This window comes from Acetobacterium bakii (assembly GCF_001263355.1).
GTDB classification, from domain to species: domain Bacteria; phylum Bacillota; class Clostridia; order Eubacteriales; family Eubacteriaceae; genus Acetobacterium; species Acetobacterium bakii.
This window is the reverse complement of record NZ_LGYO01000033.1, coordinates 31,546-48,007: the sequence shown is the minus strand read 5'-3', so window position 1 is coordinate 48,007 and position 16,462 is coordinate 31,546. Positions and strand designations below refer to the sequence as shown.

Below are 16,462 nucleotides of genomic sequence, written 5' to 3'. Positions count from 1 at the left end.
TTTACAGTCCCTTTAGTTTCTTGATTTCTTGGGATTTATCCCCACTTCGCATCAATGTTTCGCCTATTAAAACGGCATTTGTTCCATTTTCACGGATTTTTTTTACATCTTCTGGTGTTTTTATCCCACTTTCTGACACAAAGACGATTTCCGGGGGCACCATTTTTCGCAGCGTAACGCTGTTTTCAATGTTCACCGCAAAGGTTTTGAGATTGCGGTTATTCACCCCAATCACCCGTGCTCCGGCTTTCACTGCTTTTTCCACTTCGGTTTCATCATGGGCTTCCACCAGACAAGACATCCCCAGCTTATCTGCCACCTGAATATAATGTCTGATCTGTTTTTCACTGAGGATCGAACAGATCAGTAGTATGGCATCAGCGCCGATGATTCTTGATTCATAGATCTGGGCTTCATCAATAATAAAGTCTTTTCTTAGAATCGGAATCATCACCTGCTCGCTGATCTCCAGGAGATAGGCATTGGCGCCTTGGAAAAATTCCGGTTCGGTTAAAACCGAAATGGCGCTGGCCCCTGCGGCCTCATAGTCTTTGGCAATCTGCAGATAGGGAAAATCTGTGGCGATGACGCCTTTTGAGGGCGAGGCTTTTTTCACTTCACAGATAAAGGCAATGTCCTCCCCTCGTAATGCTTTTTCAAATTCAAAAGGCGGTTTTAAAGGTTTTGCCTGTTCTTTTAAAACGTCTAGCTGATAATTTTCTTTTAACTGCACTACCCGAATTTCGGTGGATGCCACGATCCGGTCCAGTATCATGACACAACCTCATTGGTTAAGCGGATAAACTCATCCAGTTTTTTCCTGGCCAAACCATTGTCAATAAGGTCCTCGGCCATTTTCACACAATCCCGAAGGGTGATATCATTATGGGACATATATAAACAAAAGGCGGAATTCAGCACCACCACATCACGTTTCGGACCTTTGACGCCGTTTAGAATATCCAGGGCGATAAGAGCATTTTCCTCTTTTTCGCCGCCGATGAGATCAGATAGCTCACAGCGTTTCAGCCCCAGCTGTTCCGGGGTTATAAAAAAGCTGTTGATTTTGCCGTCCGCAATTTCACAAATAGTGGTAGTATCCGTCAGGGTGATTTCGTCCAAGCCGTCGTGGCCGTGAACCACCATTCCCCGTTTTACATTCAGCTTATTGAGGACGTTGGCCAGGGGTTCAACGAGGTTCTCGTCATAGACGCCCAGCAGCTGCATATTGGCGCCGGCCGGATTGGCCAGGGGGCCTAGAATATTGAAGATGGTGCGAATCCCCAATTCTTTTCGCACCGGTCCCGCATATTTCATGGAAGCGTGATAGGTTGGGGCAAACATAAAGCACATGCCGATTTCATCCAAATTTTTGGCACTTTGCTTGGCGGTTAAATTAATGTTCACGCCCAATGCCTCTAATAAATCCGCACTGCCGCATTTACTGGACACACTGCGATTTCCGTGTTTAGCAACGGGTACGCCGCCGGCGGCAATGACAAAGGCGGACACCGTGGAAATATTAAAGGTTGATACTTCGTCGCCGCCAGTGCCAACAATATCCAGCACATCGGTTTTCGGCGTGATTTTTGTGCATTTTTCCCGCATCACCATGGCACAGGCGGTGATCTCATCAATGGTTTCCCCTTTTAACCGCATGGCAGTTAAAAACGATCCGATTTGGGCATTGGTGGCTTCCCCGCTCATGATCTGATTCATCACTTCTCTTGTCTGATCTAGTGATAAATCTTTGCCGTTGACTAATTCGTAGATGGCTGCTCTAATCATTGTTACCCCCTCCGATCTTTAAAAAGTTTTCGATGATGGTATTGCCATCCTTAGTCAGAATCGATTCAGGGTGAAATTGCACCCCGTAAATATCATAGCTGCGATGTTTCACGGCCATGACCTCGCCTTCGTTGTCCTCGGCAATAATTAAAATATCATCGGGCAGGCTGGTTCGCTCGGCACACAGAGAATGGTACCGGCCCGCTTCAATGATCGGCGGAAGGCCTCGAAAGATGGGGCTGCCGTTGGCAATGTGAACCGTGCTTTGCTTGCCATGCATCAGGGTTTTGGCATAGGTTACCACCCCGCCAAAAACCTCGCAGATGGCCTGATGACCCAGGCATACTCCCAGAATCGGAGTTTTTTCCTTAAAGTCGGCAATGACGGCTTCGCAGATGCCGGCATCCTTTGGTCTTCCCGGACCCGGGGAAATAATAATATGACTGGGTTTTAAGGCATCAATTTCCAGCAAACTCATTTCGTCATTTTTAATGACCCGAATGTCAGGGTTAATTATTCCCACATATTGATAAAGATTATAGGAGAAACTGTCATAATTATCAATCAGTAATATCATTATTCCACCTCCTTGGCGCGTTCGAGGGATTCAATCATGGCTTTAGCCTTATTGTAGGATTCTTTATATTCATTTTCAGGAATACTGTCAGCCACAATACCGGCTCCGGCGGAGACATAAACCTTGTTGTTTTTCTTGACGGCCATGCGGATAGCAATACACATATCCATATTGCCCGAGAAATCAATGTACCCTACGGCTCCGCCGTAAACCCCTCTTTTCTGATTTTCCAATTCATTGATGATTTCAATGGCCCGTTTTTTTGGCGCCCCGGACAGGGTCCCGGCCGGCAGCACGGCAGCAATGGCATCCAATTGATCCATTTCGGATTTCAGCGTTCCGGTGACGGTTGAGGCAATATGAGAGACATGGGAAAATTTCAGAATTTCCTGATAGCCTTCTACCCTAACGGTGCCAAACTCGCTGATTTTTCCTAAATCGTTTCTGCCCAGATCCACCAGCATATTGTGCTCGGATAATTCTTTTTCATCGTTCATCATGGCTTTAATATTGGCCTCGTCCTCAGCCGGGGTTTTACCCCGGGGACAGGTGCCGGCAATGGGGTAGGTTGACAGCTGACCGTTTCGGAGGGACACCAGGGTTTCCGGCGATGCCCCGGCCACCTGGATTTTATCAAAATCAATATAGAACATATAGGGCGATGGATTAATGGTTCGCAGTACCCGATAGGTGGATAAAAGATCTCCCTGGAAGTCGGCTTCCATGCGGTTTGAAATCACGGCCTGGAAAATATCGCCTTGCACGATATGGTCTTTTGCTTTTTCGACCATGTCACAATAATATTCTTTAGTGAACAGAGGTTTAAATTCCGAGGTAAGACTGCCCTCAAAGTTCTTTGTGCTGTTGCAGTTTTTAATGAGGGCTTCGATTTCTTTGAGCTTAATGACGCCGTCGATATAATTCTCTTCCAAATCGTCGGTCTTGATATTCACGATGATGATGATCTTTTGTCTGAGGTGATCAAAGGCAATCACCTTATCAAACAGCATCAAGTTCATGTCATCAAATTCTTCGGGGTTCTGATTGTCCAGAACGAGGTTTCTTTCGGTGTACTTTACAAAATCATAGGAGATGTATCCCACGAAACCGCCGGTAAAAACAGGCAGAAAGTCTAATTTCGGACTTTTCCATTCTTTGAGGATGTTCCTGAGCACATCCAGGGGATGATCCGCCAGAATCTTAGAGCTTTGGCCATTTTTAATTTCAACCTCGCCGTCAGTGCATTTTACGCTAAGCTCGGGATCAAATCCCAGAAAGGAGTAACGCCCCCATTTTTCCCCGCCTTCCACACTTTCTAACAGAAAACACTTTTTACTGTTGGCCTTCAGGCATTTTAATACCTCAATGGGGGTTTTAATATCCGAATACAGTTCCAGGCTGATGGGAATAATTTTATTTTCATCACAATATTTTCTTGATTCATCAATGGTTGGTTTTATCATTTTTCTCTCCCTTCTTGACTATAAAAAAAAGCGCTCGTCCCTGACATTATAATAATGTCAAGGACGAGCGCAATAAATTCACCCGTGGTACCACCTTAATTTACAGAGAATCCCTCTGTACACTTATCAGAATACTATCATATTCCTTGCAACTTACGTATGCCTCACGTCACAGAGTACTCGAAAAATTAATTTTTCTTTGACTGCGCCCTCGGTGGTCCATTTGATGCTCTGCGTTGTGTAAGGCTCTCATCTCCCCTTACTCTCTGTAACTGCACGAAACACCGTTATCTCCACGTCAACGGTTTAATATCTATTAAATTCTTTTTATCATATGGTAATTTTTGATTTTTGTCAATCGTTTTTTGGTTGATAACGCAATCATTAAGCAAAAGAATGGTCATGCTTTTACTTGGATTCTTATTTATTATCTGTTATTATCTGTCCTAAATCTTTTTTTTACTTATTTGATATCCCCGATCTGATAAAGTCAATTATTTTATCGGTGATGTCGTCAATGACCTGATTCATCGCGTCTTCTTTGTTTTTCATTGCATCGATCATCATTTGTGAAGATAAAATGTGGATTGTTTTTGAAATAAAAGCCACATCCACATCCTTTTTTATTTCGCCGGCATTTATGCCTTCCTCAAGCATGAACTTATAACTTTCCGAAACATCGATGCTGCCGGCACCAAACAGTTCCTCCAGCAGTGGCATATTTTCATACATTCTTCGAGCAATACTATTGTATTCTGGTTTAGCGGCTGCAAATCCCGCCCCGGCCTTAAACAGATCCCTCAGTTTTTCAAAAAAACCGAGGTTGTTTCTGTTTAAAATCGGGTCCATATAAGTCATCTTCTCATCTTTTATCAAGAGGATAATGTATTTGTAAATATCTTTTTTATCATCAAAGTAATCATAAAAACTACTTCTCGGTATTTTTGCCTCACTGATGATGCTGGAAATTTTTACCTCGTTGAATGTTGACTGAGAAAACACACTTATTCCGGCTTTAATGATCTGATCCTGTTTCGCTGTTGTGAGATTTAAAAAAGTCTGTTTTGGCATATCCTTACCTCCTGTGCTTTCTGAATTTTATGCGACCATAATTGTTTTCATTGCAGATAATAAATTTAGATATGTTGAACAACTTGTTCAATATAATTAACGGCATTGTCAACGCCATTTTCAAGTTCAATGATGGTTTTTATATCCTGAGCCTTTTTGATAACACTTTCTGCTTCCATTTCTGTTAATGCCGCCACCAGATTCGACACTTTAATATTTTTTTCTTTAAGTGGCTTCAGGGCATAACCCAAAGAATTTAATCGATGTGCCCAAAAGGGCTGATCGGCGGAAAACGGAATAATTAATTGGGGCGCCCCGGAAATCAGGGCTTCCGCCATGGTTCCGACGCCGCCGTGATGGATAATTCCCTTGGCCTCTTTAAAAACTAATCGGTGCGGAGCCTTGGCAATTGCAAAAATGTTTTCCTCATCCTCAAATACCAAACCGCTGGTTCCGGTTAAGATAATCCCGCGATTATCGGTTTCCTTTAAAGCCTCGATAAGCTTTTCCTTAAACGCCCCGGGGTCTTTTAAGGGCATACTGCTAAAGGATACCACAATGGGCTTTTTACCGGAAGCTAAAAACTGCTCCAAATTCGCATCCAGAGAATTTTCCAAAATATCCAGATAAAAAAATCCGGGTAAAAAGACATGGTCGTCCCAACTGGTCACGTCCTTAAACAGAAACGGACTGATGGGGTAAATAATGGGAATCTCTCCGCCCTTGTTTGTAAAGGTGAGCGCACTGGATTTCCTTTTATCAAAACCCAAAGACTTTGCTCTGAAATCATTAATATCTTTGATGTAGCCTGATTCGGCAAACAGGTTGGCTTTATAGGTCAGCTTATTTAAAACGCTTCCAAGATTTTTTTCGGGAAACATGGCTAAATTCGGAAACTCGGTAATCGGATAGGTAATGGGGACCGGGGGCATGCTGACACAGGGGATATCCCGATAGTTTGCAATATCCACCGCAGCAAGGGCTTTTGGGTGATAAATAATGATATCCCCACCCTCTGAGGCCGTTAAAAAATCATCCATGCTCTTCCGATAGGCAGGATTCACCACTTCTTTGGCATACTTCATCATTTTAAAAAGATTGAAGTTTCCCCCGTTAAAGATTTTTCTACCCTCTTCGCTTTCTAAGATTGCCATGAGATCAGCGGTTGCCTCATGAAAAGCAATGCCGTTATCTTCTATGAATTTTTTAAAGCTTTTGCCCGTACAGATAAGTGCTTCATGACCCTTTTTAATCAGCCCCCGGGCAAGCGCCACATAAGGCTGAACATCACCTCTTGTTCCCAGCGTGAAAATAATAACTTTCATTGGTGCACCTCATCTTCTATATTAAATTAGATCCGACGACAGTGTCGTCATTATGAAATTATAATATCACCTCAGCCCTGATTCGTCAATATCCAATATTGACTGGTCCTGACTGAGGTAGATAAATGTCCATTTTAATTTTTTAGATCTTTCCCACCGGCGCCATATAAATTACAAATTCCTCGTCGCCGTCCACTTTCAGTAGCAGGTCAGCCGCCTGCTGATTGTATGCGGCAATGGCACAAGTCCCGGCATTTATACTTTCGCAGGCCAGATAAAGATTTTGGCACACATGACCGGCATCCAAGGCAATCACTTTGTAGGAAGCCTCTGCGTAGCGCCATTCCATGCGGTAGGGAATGGTTGTCCAGATAAAGGTCACTGCACCCGCTCCGGCCAGATTTTGATGTAATGCTGCTTCAGTCATCTTTTCTTTGAGCTGATCCGGTGCGGATTCCAATACCAGCTGATGGACAGACGGCAGATAGCGGTAGATTCCCTGTTTCAGACCATCCACATTAAAAACCACCAAATAGGTTTCCAATGCATGGCGATTTCCTGCCGACGGCACCGTTCGCAGAGCTGTCCCATGCCGCTGTTCCCGCACCCCCTGGGTTGACCAGAGCAGGTAAGCCAATTCTTCTAGGGATAGAGGCTGACTTTTAAATTTGCGCCGTGATTCCCGTCTGGCAATGGCGGTTTTCACATCCACTGCTCCGATGGTTGTCCACTCTTTGGGAAAGGGCAAACTTATCTTTTGCGCTTCCGGTGAACTTGGTCTTTCAATGGGTGGTGCTTCGATGCCGAGACTCTGTTTGGTATTGCGAAAATCGGTTTCCTGGCGGATATCATCTTTTAAAAAATACCTTAATGCCTTTGCTTTCTCATTTTTCAATGCTTTGTCCTGCCTTTCATTTTTTAGTTCACTACGCCAAATAAACAAATTCCGATTGATTTGTTTTATTATACGATTGTTTACCACAATTTACAAATTTAACACACTCATAACCTTTTTTTTCTTTGCTTAGGGTAAACTCAAATTGGAAGTGAAAAGCATAAAATAATTTTACGGAGGTTTTCTATGCAAAAAACGTACGTTCTCGATACCAATGTGTTAATTCAATCACCCCATGCCTTACTGGCTTTCGAAGAAAACAAAATTGTTCTTCCCATCGCCGTTTTGGAAGATTTAGACAAACTTAAAAACGAGGATGGTGATCGTGGTACCAATGCCAGACAATCGATTCGATTTTTGGAGCAATTGAGAAACCAGGGCAATCTATTCGAGGGTGTGGAACTTGAAACCGGCGGAATACTTAAAATTGAACCAAATTTTTCCTCGGTAGCGCTTCCCTACGGCTTCCAAAGCAATACAAATGACAATCGCATTTTAAAGGTATGCAAGGGTCTTATTGACCAGGGCGAACCGGTGATTCTGGTTACCAAAGACATTATTCTCCGGCTCAAATCCCAGATGCTCAATATTTCCACCGAGGATTATTTTGCCGAACAATCCCCGGTATTCGATGATCAATACACCGGCAGAATTGAAGCCTACACACCTGACGATAAATTAGAAGAATTTAAGAAAAAAGGAATTTTACCCGAACACCTTTATACCATGGACAGCAATAAAAACAAATCTCAGCTCGCCCCGGAAAATAATCAGTTTTTTATTATTCATTCTGATATTAAAGAGAAAAAGACATTCCTTGGCCGCTTTAACGGGAAAAAAGTTGTTCCCCTAAAAAGTCTGGATCAGGAGCCCTTTGGTGTCAAACCCAAAAATGTGGGACAGCGTTTTTTACAGGAAGCGCTGCTGCAGGACGCCGAAACTGCGCCTTTGGTTATCGTCAAGGGTGCCGCCGGAACAGCCAAAACGTTTTATGCTCTTGCCGCGGGACTGCATCAAACTCTGGAACATGATTTTAAAGGGTATCGAAGAATTTTAGTCACTCGCCCTAATGTTCAATTCGACGACGAAATTGGTTTTTTGCCTGGCAGCGAACAGGAAAAAATCGCGCCCTTGTTGCGACCCATCATCGATAACCTTGAGGTATTATTGGACCGCAGTGACAAATCAAAATATCAGAATGAAGTTGAAATACGTCATAAAATAGAAGAACTTTTTGAACGGGGTGTGATCAAAGCCGAAGCCATGAATTTTATCCGCGGCCGCTCCATTACCCACACTTTTTTAATTATCGATGAGGCCCAGAACCTTACCCCTAAACAGGTTAAAGGGATCATAACCCGGGTCGGAAAAGGTACTAAAGTCGTTCTGCTGGGCGATCCCCAGCAAATTGATCATCCTTTGCTGGATGAGAAAACCAATGGTTTAAGCTACGCTTCTGAAAAAATGAAAGGCAGCCCTTTGTGTTTCCAGCTTACGATGCTTGCCGATGAGTGTCTACGCTCGGCATTGGCTTTTGATGCAGCGCGAAGAATGTAACGATAGTCTAGACCAACTTCAATTCTATTCAAAAAAAATAAAGTCGATTGCAAATTGCAATCGACTTTTAATTCGTTTTTATTGGTGCGAGGAAAGGGATTTGAACCCTCACTGCATCATCTGCAACAGATCCCTCAAACCTGCGTGTCTGCCGTTCCACCACCCTCGCACAAATGGTTGGGTTTTTAACCCTGAAGACTATTATAAAGTATCTCCCGGAAAATAGCAATCATAAAATGGAATTATTTATAAATTTCAATCAGACTGTCCGCAAGTTCTTATTCCAATGATATCATTTTCCTTGTCTGCCCCAAGATCTTTCATTCCAGCTGGTTGCCATAATTGTTCCGCAAGCAGATTAATGTGCTCCCCAAAAGAAGTCGTGGCGGCTATGCATTTTTTACCCAGGGCTTTCGGTTGGTGAAATAGACATTTAATGTGATTAACAGATCATCCAGTGTGCCATTATTGACAATGATGATGTCTGACCCTTCTATTTTTTCTGGATCCTTCATTTGCATATTAATTTTTTTCTCCGCCAATTCTCTGGATACTCCGTCTCTTTCCATAATACGGTTGATCCGGATTTCTTCGTCGGTAACGACCAGCATGATTTCATCAACAGTATTCTGAAGATTCACTTCAAAAAGCAGCGGGCAATCGAAAAATATCATGGGCATTCCTGCACTTTCATAATAAGCTAGCTGTTCATCATAGAGCCTTTTAACTTCAGGATGAACAATGGCATTTAGTTTTTTACGGATGTTCTCATCCTCTGCAATCATTTCTCCCAATAAGCCGCGGTTAAGCTCGCCGTCCTTTGTCAGGCAATGAACCCCAAAGGTATCAACAATTCTCTCAAGCCCTATGCTGCCCTTTTTAACCGCCAATCGTGCCAGCGCATCCGCATCAATGACGATATATTTAAAACGCTTTTGCAGGATGGTGGTAACCGTTGATTTTCCCGAGGCGATTCCACCGGTTAATCCAATGACTTTCATATTGATCCCTGTTCCTCTCCTATATTTTGCCTGCTGCGGTCTATTTTAAGTCAAACCAGGAGGATCCGCTGTGAACATCCACGGTCATAGCTACACAGAAGTCGGCAACCCCTTCCATTTCTTCCTTAATCAATCGTTCAACCTGGACTTGTTCATCTTTTGGGGTATCGATGATGAGCTCATCGTGAACCTGGAGAATCAGCGCTGCTTTGAGATTTTCTTTTTTTATGCGGTCATATACTCTGAGCATAGCCAATTTGATAATATCTGCCGCACTTCCCTGTATGGGGGTGTTTAAAGCCATCCGCTCCCCGGCCTGAACCAGCATGGCATTTCTGGAATTCAGCTCTGGAATATAACGCCGGCGGCCCCATATGGAGGTGACATAGCCTTTTTCCTTGGCTTCTTTTACCACATTGGCCAAATAAGCCTGGATCTTGGGATATCGGGAAAAATAACGATCGATGTATTCCTGGGCTTCTTTTCTGGAAATCCCCAGGTCTTTCCCTAAACTAAAAGCCTGCTTGCCATAAATGAGTCCAAAATTTATGGCCTTTGCATGACCACGCTGTTCTCTAGTGACCTCTTCGAGGGGCGTATCAAAAATCTCAGAAGCGGTTCTGGTGTGAATATCCTGATCCTTTTTAAAGGTATCAATGAGATTTTCATCCCCGGACAGGCATGCCAATACCCGCAGTTCAATTTGATTATAATCCGCATCAACTAGTATATGATCCTGATCCGATGGTACAAAAACACGGCGAATCTCCCGGCCCATTTCTGTTTTTACCGGAATGTTCTGGAGATTCGGATTGGAACTGCTTAATCTTCCGGTGGCAGCCACGGTTTGGTTAAAGGTAGAATAAATCTTATGGGTATCGGCATCCACAAAGGTCATCAGTCCCCGACCATAGGTTGAATCCAGTTTGGAAAGGGTTCGATAGTCAATAATTTTCTGGACAATTGGATGAAACAGCACCAGCTGTTCCAGCACATCAATATTCGTAGAATAACCGCTTTTAGTCTTTTTAATCACCGGCAATTTAAGGTTTTCAAAAAGAACTTCTCCCAGCTGCTTGGGTGAATTGATATTAAAATCAGACTCCCCTGCCAGCTCATATATTTCCTGGGTGAGCAGTGTGAGTTTCTTTTCAAATTCAGCAGAAAGCGCCTCCAGCTGTTCTAAATCAACGGTAAAGCCCAATGTTTCCATAGACGCCATCACCCGCAGTAATGGTATCTCAATGGTATTATACAGATCAGTCATGCCTGTTTCTTCCAACGCTTCTGTCAGCACCGCCTTAAGATGATAAACGGTGTCGCAATTCTTAACCATATATGTTGCGAGCAGGGCTTCATCCAATTTATCGGCATTAACCAGACTTTTCCCTTTTCCGAACAGCTCCTCGTCATTTAAAACATCCCGTTTTAGGTATTTATAGGCCGCTGATTTAAGATCATAACGCTGATCCCCGGGGCTAAGCAGGTAGGCAGCAACATAGGTATCGAAGGAATCTTTGATGTCATCTATCCCATTTTTATGAAAAATATGAATAAGGTTTTTTAAGTCCTGGCTGGTGAATTCCAGGGTTTGAAAGTTCGGCAGATCCCCAACTTTTTGAAAAAAGCCAAGTTCTTCCACACCCACCGGATTAAGGTAGTAATAAATTTCCTGGACGCGCAGGGTTAGATATGTCTGGTCCTCTTCCTCGTGGTAATATACGGTGACCTCGTTGGTTTTTGCTAAAGCCTGAATCAGTGTATCCATTTCCGCCATGGTTTTCACCCATTCAAATTCCACCGGTTTTTGAATGGTATCCACTTCCTCGGTGGCCTCAATTTTTGATAGTAGCGTGTTGAATTCCAGCTCTTTAAGTAGAGCAATACTTTCCTGGTTAAACAGGGGCTGAAAGCTTAGGGCTTCAAAATCTTCAAATCCCGGGACATCCACCACAATGGTTCCCAGCATTCTGCTGAGATAGGCATTTTCCTTTCCATTAATCAGCTTTTCTTTTTGCTTACCTTTTTCTTCATCAATATGTTCATAGAGATTTTCCAGGGTTGTATATTTTTGAATGAGTTTTAAGGCGGTTTTCTCGCCAATTCCCGGAATGCCGGGGATATTGTCGGATTTATCGCCCATCAGCGCCTTTAAATCAATGAGGTCCTTGGGGGTCAATCCGTAATTTTCCTGTATCCAGGCTTCGTCAACCTCATCCAATTGAGAGATTCCTTTTTTGGTGAAAAGAACCTTTGTCCGTGGTCCCACCAATTGGAAGGCATCCCGGTCCCCGGTGATAATTTCAGTATCATAGCCCTTTTTCGACCCTAAATTTGCCAGGGTACCAATGACATCATCCGCCTCATAACCTTCCACTTCCAAAATGGCAATTCCCATTTTCTTAAGGAGCTCCTTGAGGATGGGAAATTGTTCCTGTAAATCCTCGGGCATTTTATGACGCCCGCCCTTATATTCATCATAAGCCAGACTTCTAAAGGTAGGGGCATTTAAATCAAAGGCCACCCCTAAATAGTCCGGCTGGTATTCGTCCTGGATTTTCACTAAAATATTCACAAAACCATAAATGGCATTGGTTGGTATTCCCTTTGAGTTGGACATTTCACGGATGGCATAAAATGTTCTGTAGATGAGGCTATTGCCGTCAATAAGTATGCTTTTCATTTATTCCCCTTCTTGGTCTGTAATCTTTTCTTAATATTATACCAAAAGACCGGACCTGTGAACATTGAATATCTTGATTAATTATTTTTTATTAATTCTTGACAATGATTGTTGTCAGCGTTATACTGTTCTTGACAAATATAATTGTCATATTGACAAGGATCATTTTCACAAATGAAATGCGGAGGATTAAATCATGGCACTTGAAAATCGTTTAAAGGAATACCGTGCCCGAAAAAATCTGAATCAATCGGATTTGGGAAAGCTGGTCGGAGCTTCCCGGCAAACCATCAGTCTCATTGAACGGGGAGATTATTCGCCATCGGTTGTTCTAGCCTTGAAGATTGCCCGAGTTTTTGATACAACCGTCGAGTCATTGTTTTTATATGAAGAAGATAAGGAGGAGCTACAATGAAAAAATTAAATATTACTCTCAAATTTTTTGTGATCATGATCATTTCAGGTATTTTCGGAGGGATACTCGGAGGCAGTCTTGTCATGGGTGAGGAGGTCATTACCGGCTTCTTTATAAACCTTGAGTCATTTATACTTAAATACAATTTGATTATACAAGCCGTTGTTCTTGGCATTTTTGCACTGATTATTCTTATCATCTATTTTAATGTAAAAAAGAAACTGTCTGATATTAAAGAAGATGACGAGGAATACCTTGACGGCCTTGACCGTCAGCTTAACTTTTTACTGCCATTTATTTCGGTGGATATGATTTTGAGCTTTTTCTTCTTTGGTATTTCCATTTCAAACTTCACGGAAGAATTTAACGTATGGCCCCTGATTATTTTTATAGCCAACATTGCTTTTACCCTTGTGCTGACCACTAAAAGCATAAAATTAACGAAGCTGCTATATCCCGAAAAAAAAGGAAACCCTTTGGATTTCAATTTCGACAAGGTTTGGATTGAAAGCTGTGATGAAGCGGAAAAATACGTAATTTATAAAGCTTCTTATAAGACCTACCAGCTTATGAATTATATGTACAGCGGAGCCATGGTGGTTTCACTGCTGATTTCCATTATCATCAACATTGGCATCTATCCCTATTTAGTGATTACCGTTCTCTGGATCACCCAGACCCTGATCTATACGTTTAATGCTATTAAATATCAGCGGGGGCAGTTGGAAAATGCCAAATGATTTTTACATTAACAAACAAGCTAGCCATCACAAATTATGTGGTGGCTGCTTTGTTTGTTTTATTCATTATAACGAACAGATTCACGGTTCTCTTTGAGCTTGGTATTTTCCATACTTTTGAAGTCGCGATTCAATTCAGCCTCTGCGTACACATAAAAACTATGACGCAAATAATGAAAAACCTCTTTGAATACTGTCACAATACCAAGCTCAGTCACGGATAATGTCATTGTTTGATTGTCTTCATCAATAATTATAAATTCAATGCGTTTGTCTTTAACTAAATATCGGATGCTTACCCTTTCTATGGAACTGATAAAAATATCTCTCAAAAAATAATGTTGTGGCCGTTCTTCTACATTTTCATTTTTTTGCGCAGCCACTTTTTTTGTTCCACTTTTTAGGTGAGGCTCAAAGGATTCTTTTAGCTGTTGATGCCTTTGATCCGAAGCATAAAATTTTATTGACTCGCCCTCTTCATGTATTACTTCAAGAATCGGCAGGTTTTTTTTTGTTTCAGAACTGATATTCTTTTCGACCAACCGTTCACAGCGTTTTATAATGGATCGGGCTTTATCCCGATAGTATTTAATTATTTGTGGATTGTCTGATATAATGGCACTTTCAAAATCACGGTCTATGGTAATCACCTGTTTTGTTGTAATAAAATAATTCGGAACAATAATACTGATGTCATCATAAATCTTTGTTCCTGTATAAAAGAAATAGGGCTCATATACAACATTATCCAGACACTTCAACGGGAGAATCATTTTAAGAATATCCAGGTTATTTCCCAATCGCTTCTTATTCACAAGCGGAATAATATTTTCAATTTTTCCGCATTTAGGTTGTTCCCTTGCGATTCTAATAATGGATTCATATAAAAAAAAATGTCTGAAATTGATTGACATAATAATATGTGCTCTTTCCTGAAGACTCATTTCTTCACTGAAACAGCTTCGAATCAACGCTTCGATATTCACTTGACCTTTTACAATTTGAATTTTTTCATAACAAACTTTATTTTTCATGCAATACTCTGTCTCAGCTGTATTTTTTTTATTCAAATTACTATGATTGTCTAATGACTTATATAACGAAAAAATGTCGGTGGTGTTCTTAATTAAATCTTTATCCGTGCATTCTTTTTCATAAAGCGCATACAGTATATTTCTTTTTTCTTTTGTAAGATTAAGCACCATCATCATTCTTTGAAAGGTTTTTAATTGTATCTCTCTTTTTCCGGTAAAAAAATGTTGAAGCGTTGTACGGTCAATGTCAAGCTCTTTTGCCAATTGAATAAATGAAATTTTTTTCTCCTGAATGATAACTTTAACCACTTTGCCCAATTCCTGTCCCATTCTTACCACCCCTTAAACTCTTGATAAACGGTTTTCGCATTCACTGATTATTTTATCAATTTCGGCAAGGGTTGTCTCCTCTGCCAAAACATACTCACTGCCTGGAAGGCTGTCCATAAAATCATCAAATGCATTAATAATAGACTCTTCCTGTAACACAATGGTTTTGAAAACCAATTTTTCATCGTTTTTATAATGGAGTATCAATCGGATTGCTGTGTATTCATTCACAAATTCGATGGAAGAATTTAGAAATATTTTTTCGTCATTCAATGCGTAAGCTTTCCGCTTATTGGTACTGAGATCTTCTCTCAATTGTTTAACCAGCATCAATCGCTCAGCTGGTGTGAACGGTATGCTGACCTCGTCAGGAAAACAGATACTACCATCAAACATAAATTGCCTGAGATTTTTCAGTGAGAAAATATTGATCATTGAAAAATTTTCACACTGGAAGTTTTTATAAAATTTTTTCGCCGCTTCAAGCAGTTCCTGGTAATACAAAAAGTCTTTGTTGATTTTTTGTTCAATCAATTCATTTGTAAAATAATAAGCGAAACAGGGCAATGGTTCTATTACCTGCTTTGATTTAAAACTATTATCCAATGAATAAATTTTGAAAAGATCACTGCTTTCATCGATGAATGACTCGGTATTCTCCATGATCATTCTGTAACCGTCTTTGTAAAGCATTAAGAACTCAGGATTATGATATAAAACAGCACTCTTGAAATCTCTTGAAATGGTGATGACACGGTCAGATGTCAGGATGAAATAAGGAAACAGAGCACTTTGTTCATAGTTCAAGTCCTTTGATTGATAATAATAATTCGATTGGTACTCTACGTTATCCAGCAAGGATAATGCAATCAAGTATTTAAGAATACTCAGACCTTTATCCCCAATAGTCGCATCATATTCTTTTGATAAATTAAGTACATCCTGCAATACCAAACTCTTGTGATTTCCCAACATTTGCTGAAAAATATATTGATAAATCTGCAGATAATCATAAGGAATTGCCATTTTTAATTGGGGTGTTTCCGAAAAAAACAATTCCTTATCAATACTGTTTTGAATGATTTTGAACACTTCACTTTCGCCGTTAAAAATCTCTGGCTTTTCCGAAATTGTATCAACATGATGCCTCCCCTCTTTCAAACTTAATTCTTTTGAAAAGGGGATTTTATATTCCGTTAATTCAGAAATTGTTTCAATTAATTCAATAATTTTCCTACGATTAAAATAAACCCGTTCCCCGACAGTCGCCATCTCCAGCAGTACTTTCAGGTCTTCCTCCTGTGTTACCGAAAGGCGTAAGACCTTACACATATTTTTGAAAAAATTTTTAGAGGGTAAGCGTTCCCCTGATTTTACCCGCTGCAAAGTTGACCGACTCAAATTTCCCATTTCAGCTAAAGATTGTACGGTTTCACCACTTTCAGAAATGAGTTCTTCTATTTTTTTACTCAATAATGACATGCTGTACTCCGATCATAATTTTAATGTGCTCCAATCTGTAAAAGTATCCCAAATCGTTGCAATTTCTTCGTTTATAAAACCAAATTTAAAATTTCGACTCT

14 protein-coding genes and 1 tRNA gene are annotated in these 16,462 nt (G+C 41.1%); 3 read left to right on the top strand and 12 right to left on the bottom strand.

The genetic code is table 11. The features are described from left to right. Window position 1: 1 nt before the first annotated feature. From trpC to AKG39_RS12825, 7 genes are all read right to left on the bottom strand, one after another. Entirely contained in the window at window positions 2-775 is a 774-nt protein-coding gene (gene trpC / locus AKG39_RS12855; protein ID WP_050740803.1) for an indole-3-glycerol phosphate synthase TrpC, read from the bottom strand. Beyond that, complete coding sequence (gene trpD, locus AKG39_RS12850) at window positions 772-1,788, bottom strand: anthranilate phosphoribosyltransferase (RefSeq protein WP_050740802.1); 1,017 nt, start codon at window positions 1,786-1,788, stop codon at window positions 772-774. Before trpD ends, trpC begins: the two co-directional genes overlap by 4 nt. After that, on the bottom strand, window positions 1,781-2,365 hold the full coding sequence (locus AKG39_RS12845) for an anthranilate synthase component II (protein ID WP_050740801.1): 585 nt from the start codon (window positions 2,363-2,365) through the stop codon (window positions 1,781-1,783). Before AKG39_RS12845 ends, trpD begins: the two co-directional genes overlap by 8 nt. Beyond that, on the bottom strand, window positions 2,365-3,828 hold the full coding sequence (trpE, locus tag AKG39_RS12840; RefSeq protein WP_050740800.1) for an anthranilate synthase component I: 1,464 nt from the start codon (window positions 3,826-3,828) through the stop codon (window positions 2,365-2,367). Before trpE ends, AKG39_RS12845 begins: the two co-directional genes overlap by 1 nt. Before the next feature lie 459 nt (window positions 3,829-4,287). After that, the gene (locus AKG39_RS12835) at window positions 4,288-4,899 is read right to left on the bottom strand and encodes a TetR/AcrR family transcriptional regulator (RefSeq protein ID WP_050740799.1); all 612 of its coding nucleotides are present in this window, start codon (window positions 4,897-4,899) and stop codon (window positions 4,288-4,290) included. A gap of 65 nt (window positions 4,900-4,964) precedes the next feature. Next, on the bottom strand, window positions 4,965-6,224 hold the full coding sequence (locus tag AKG39_RS12830) for a glycosyltransferase (protein ID WP_050740798.1): 1,260 nt from the start codon (window positions 6,222-6,224) through the stop codon (window positions 4,965-4,967). A gap of 142 nt (window positions 6,225-6,366) precedes the next feature. Then, window positions 6,367-7,119, bottom strand: a complete 753-nt coding sequence (locus AKG39_RS12825; RefSeq protein ID WP_050740797.1) for a SagB/ThcOx family dehydrogenase — start codon at window positions 7,117-7,119, stop codon at window positions 6,367-6,369. A gap of 186 nt (window positions 7,120-7,305) precedes the next feature. On the opposite strand from AKG39_RS12825, the gene AKG39_RS12820 reads away from it, so the two are divergent. Further along, entirely contained in the window at window positions 7,306-8,676 is a 1,371-nt protein-coding gene (locus AKG39_RS12820; protein WP_050740796.1) for a PhoH family protein, read from the top strand. Window positions 8,677-8,758: 82 nt separating this feature from the next. On the opposite strand, the gene AKG39_RS12815 is transcribed toward AKG39_RS12820, so the two are convergent. From AKG39_RS12815 to polA, 3 genes are all read right to left on the bottom strand, one after another. After that, window positions 8,759-8,845 (bottom strand) — tRNA-Leu (locus tag AKG39_RS12815). Window positions 8,846-9,065: 220 nt separating this feature from the next. Then, the gene (coaE, locus tag AKG39_RS12810) at window positions 9,066-9,677 is read right to left on the bottom strand and encodes a dephospho-CoA kinase (protein WP_050740795.1); all 612 of its coding nucleotides are present in this window, start codon (window positions 9,675-9,677) and stop codon (window positions 9,066-9,068) included. Window positions 9,678-9,717: 40 nt separating this feature from the next. Next, a complete protein-coding gene (polA, locus tag AKG39_RS12805; RefSeq protein WP_083439543.1) occupies window positions 9,718-12,360 on the bottom strand; it encodes a DNA polymerase I in 2,643 nt (880 codons plus the stop codon). Window positions 12,361-12,556: 196 nt separating this feature from the next. On the opposite strand from polA, the gene AKG39_RS12800 reads away from it, so the two are divergent. After that, the gene (locus AKG39_RS12800) at window positions 12,557-12,775 is read left to right on the top strand and encodes a helix-turn-helix transcriptional regulator (protein WP_050740794.1); all 219 of its coding nucleotides are present in this window, start codon (window positions 12,557-12,559) and stop codon (window positions 12,773-12,775) included. Continuing rightward, window positions 12,772-13,515, top strand: coding sequence for a DUF3169 family protein (locus AKG39_RS12795; protein WP_050740793.1), 744 nt, complete (start codon window positions 12,772-12,774; stop codon window positions 13,513-13,515). Before AKG39_RS12800 ends, AKG39_RS12795 begins: the two co-directional genes overlap by 4 nt. A 59-nt stretch (window positions 13,516-13,574) precedes the next feature. Here AKG39_RS12795 and AKG39_RS12790 read toward each other — a convergent pair whose 3' ends face one another. Both AKG39_RS12790 and AKG39_RS12785 read right to left on the bottom strand, forming a co-directional pair. Continuing rightward, window positions 13,575-14,879: a helix-turn-helix domain-containing protein gene (locus tag AKG39_RS12790; protein WP_050740792.1), complete on the bottom strand. Its 1,305-nt coding sequence runs from the start codon at window positions 14,877-14,879 to the stop codon at window positions 13,575-13,577. A 12-nt stretch (window positions 14,880-14,891) separates the two neighbouring features. Further along, a complete protein-coding gene (locus tag AKG39_RS12785; RefSeq protein ID WP_050740791.1) occupies window positions 14,892-16,361 on the bottom strand; it encodes a helix-turn-helix domain-containing protein in 1,470 nt (489 codons plus the stop codon). Window positions 16,362-16,462: the final 101 nt, after the last annotated feature.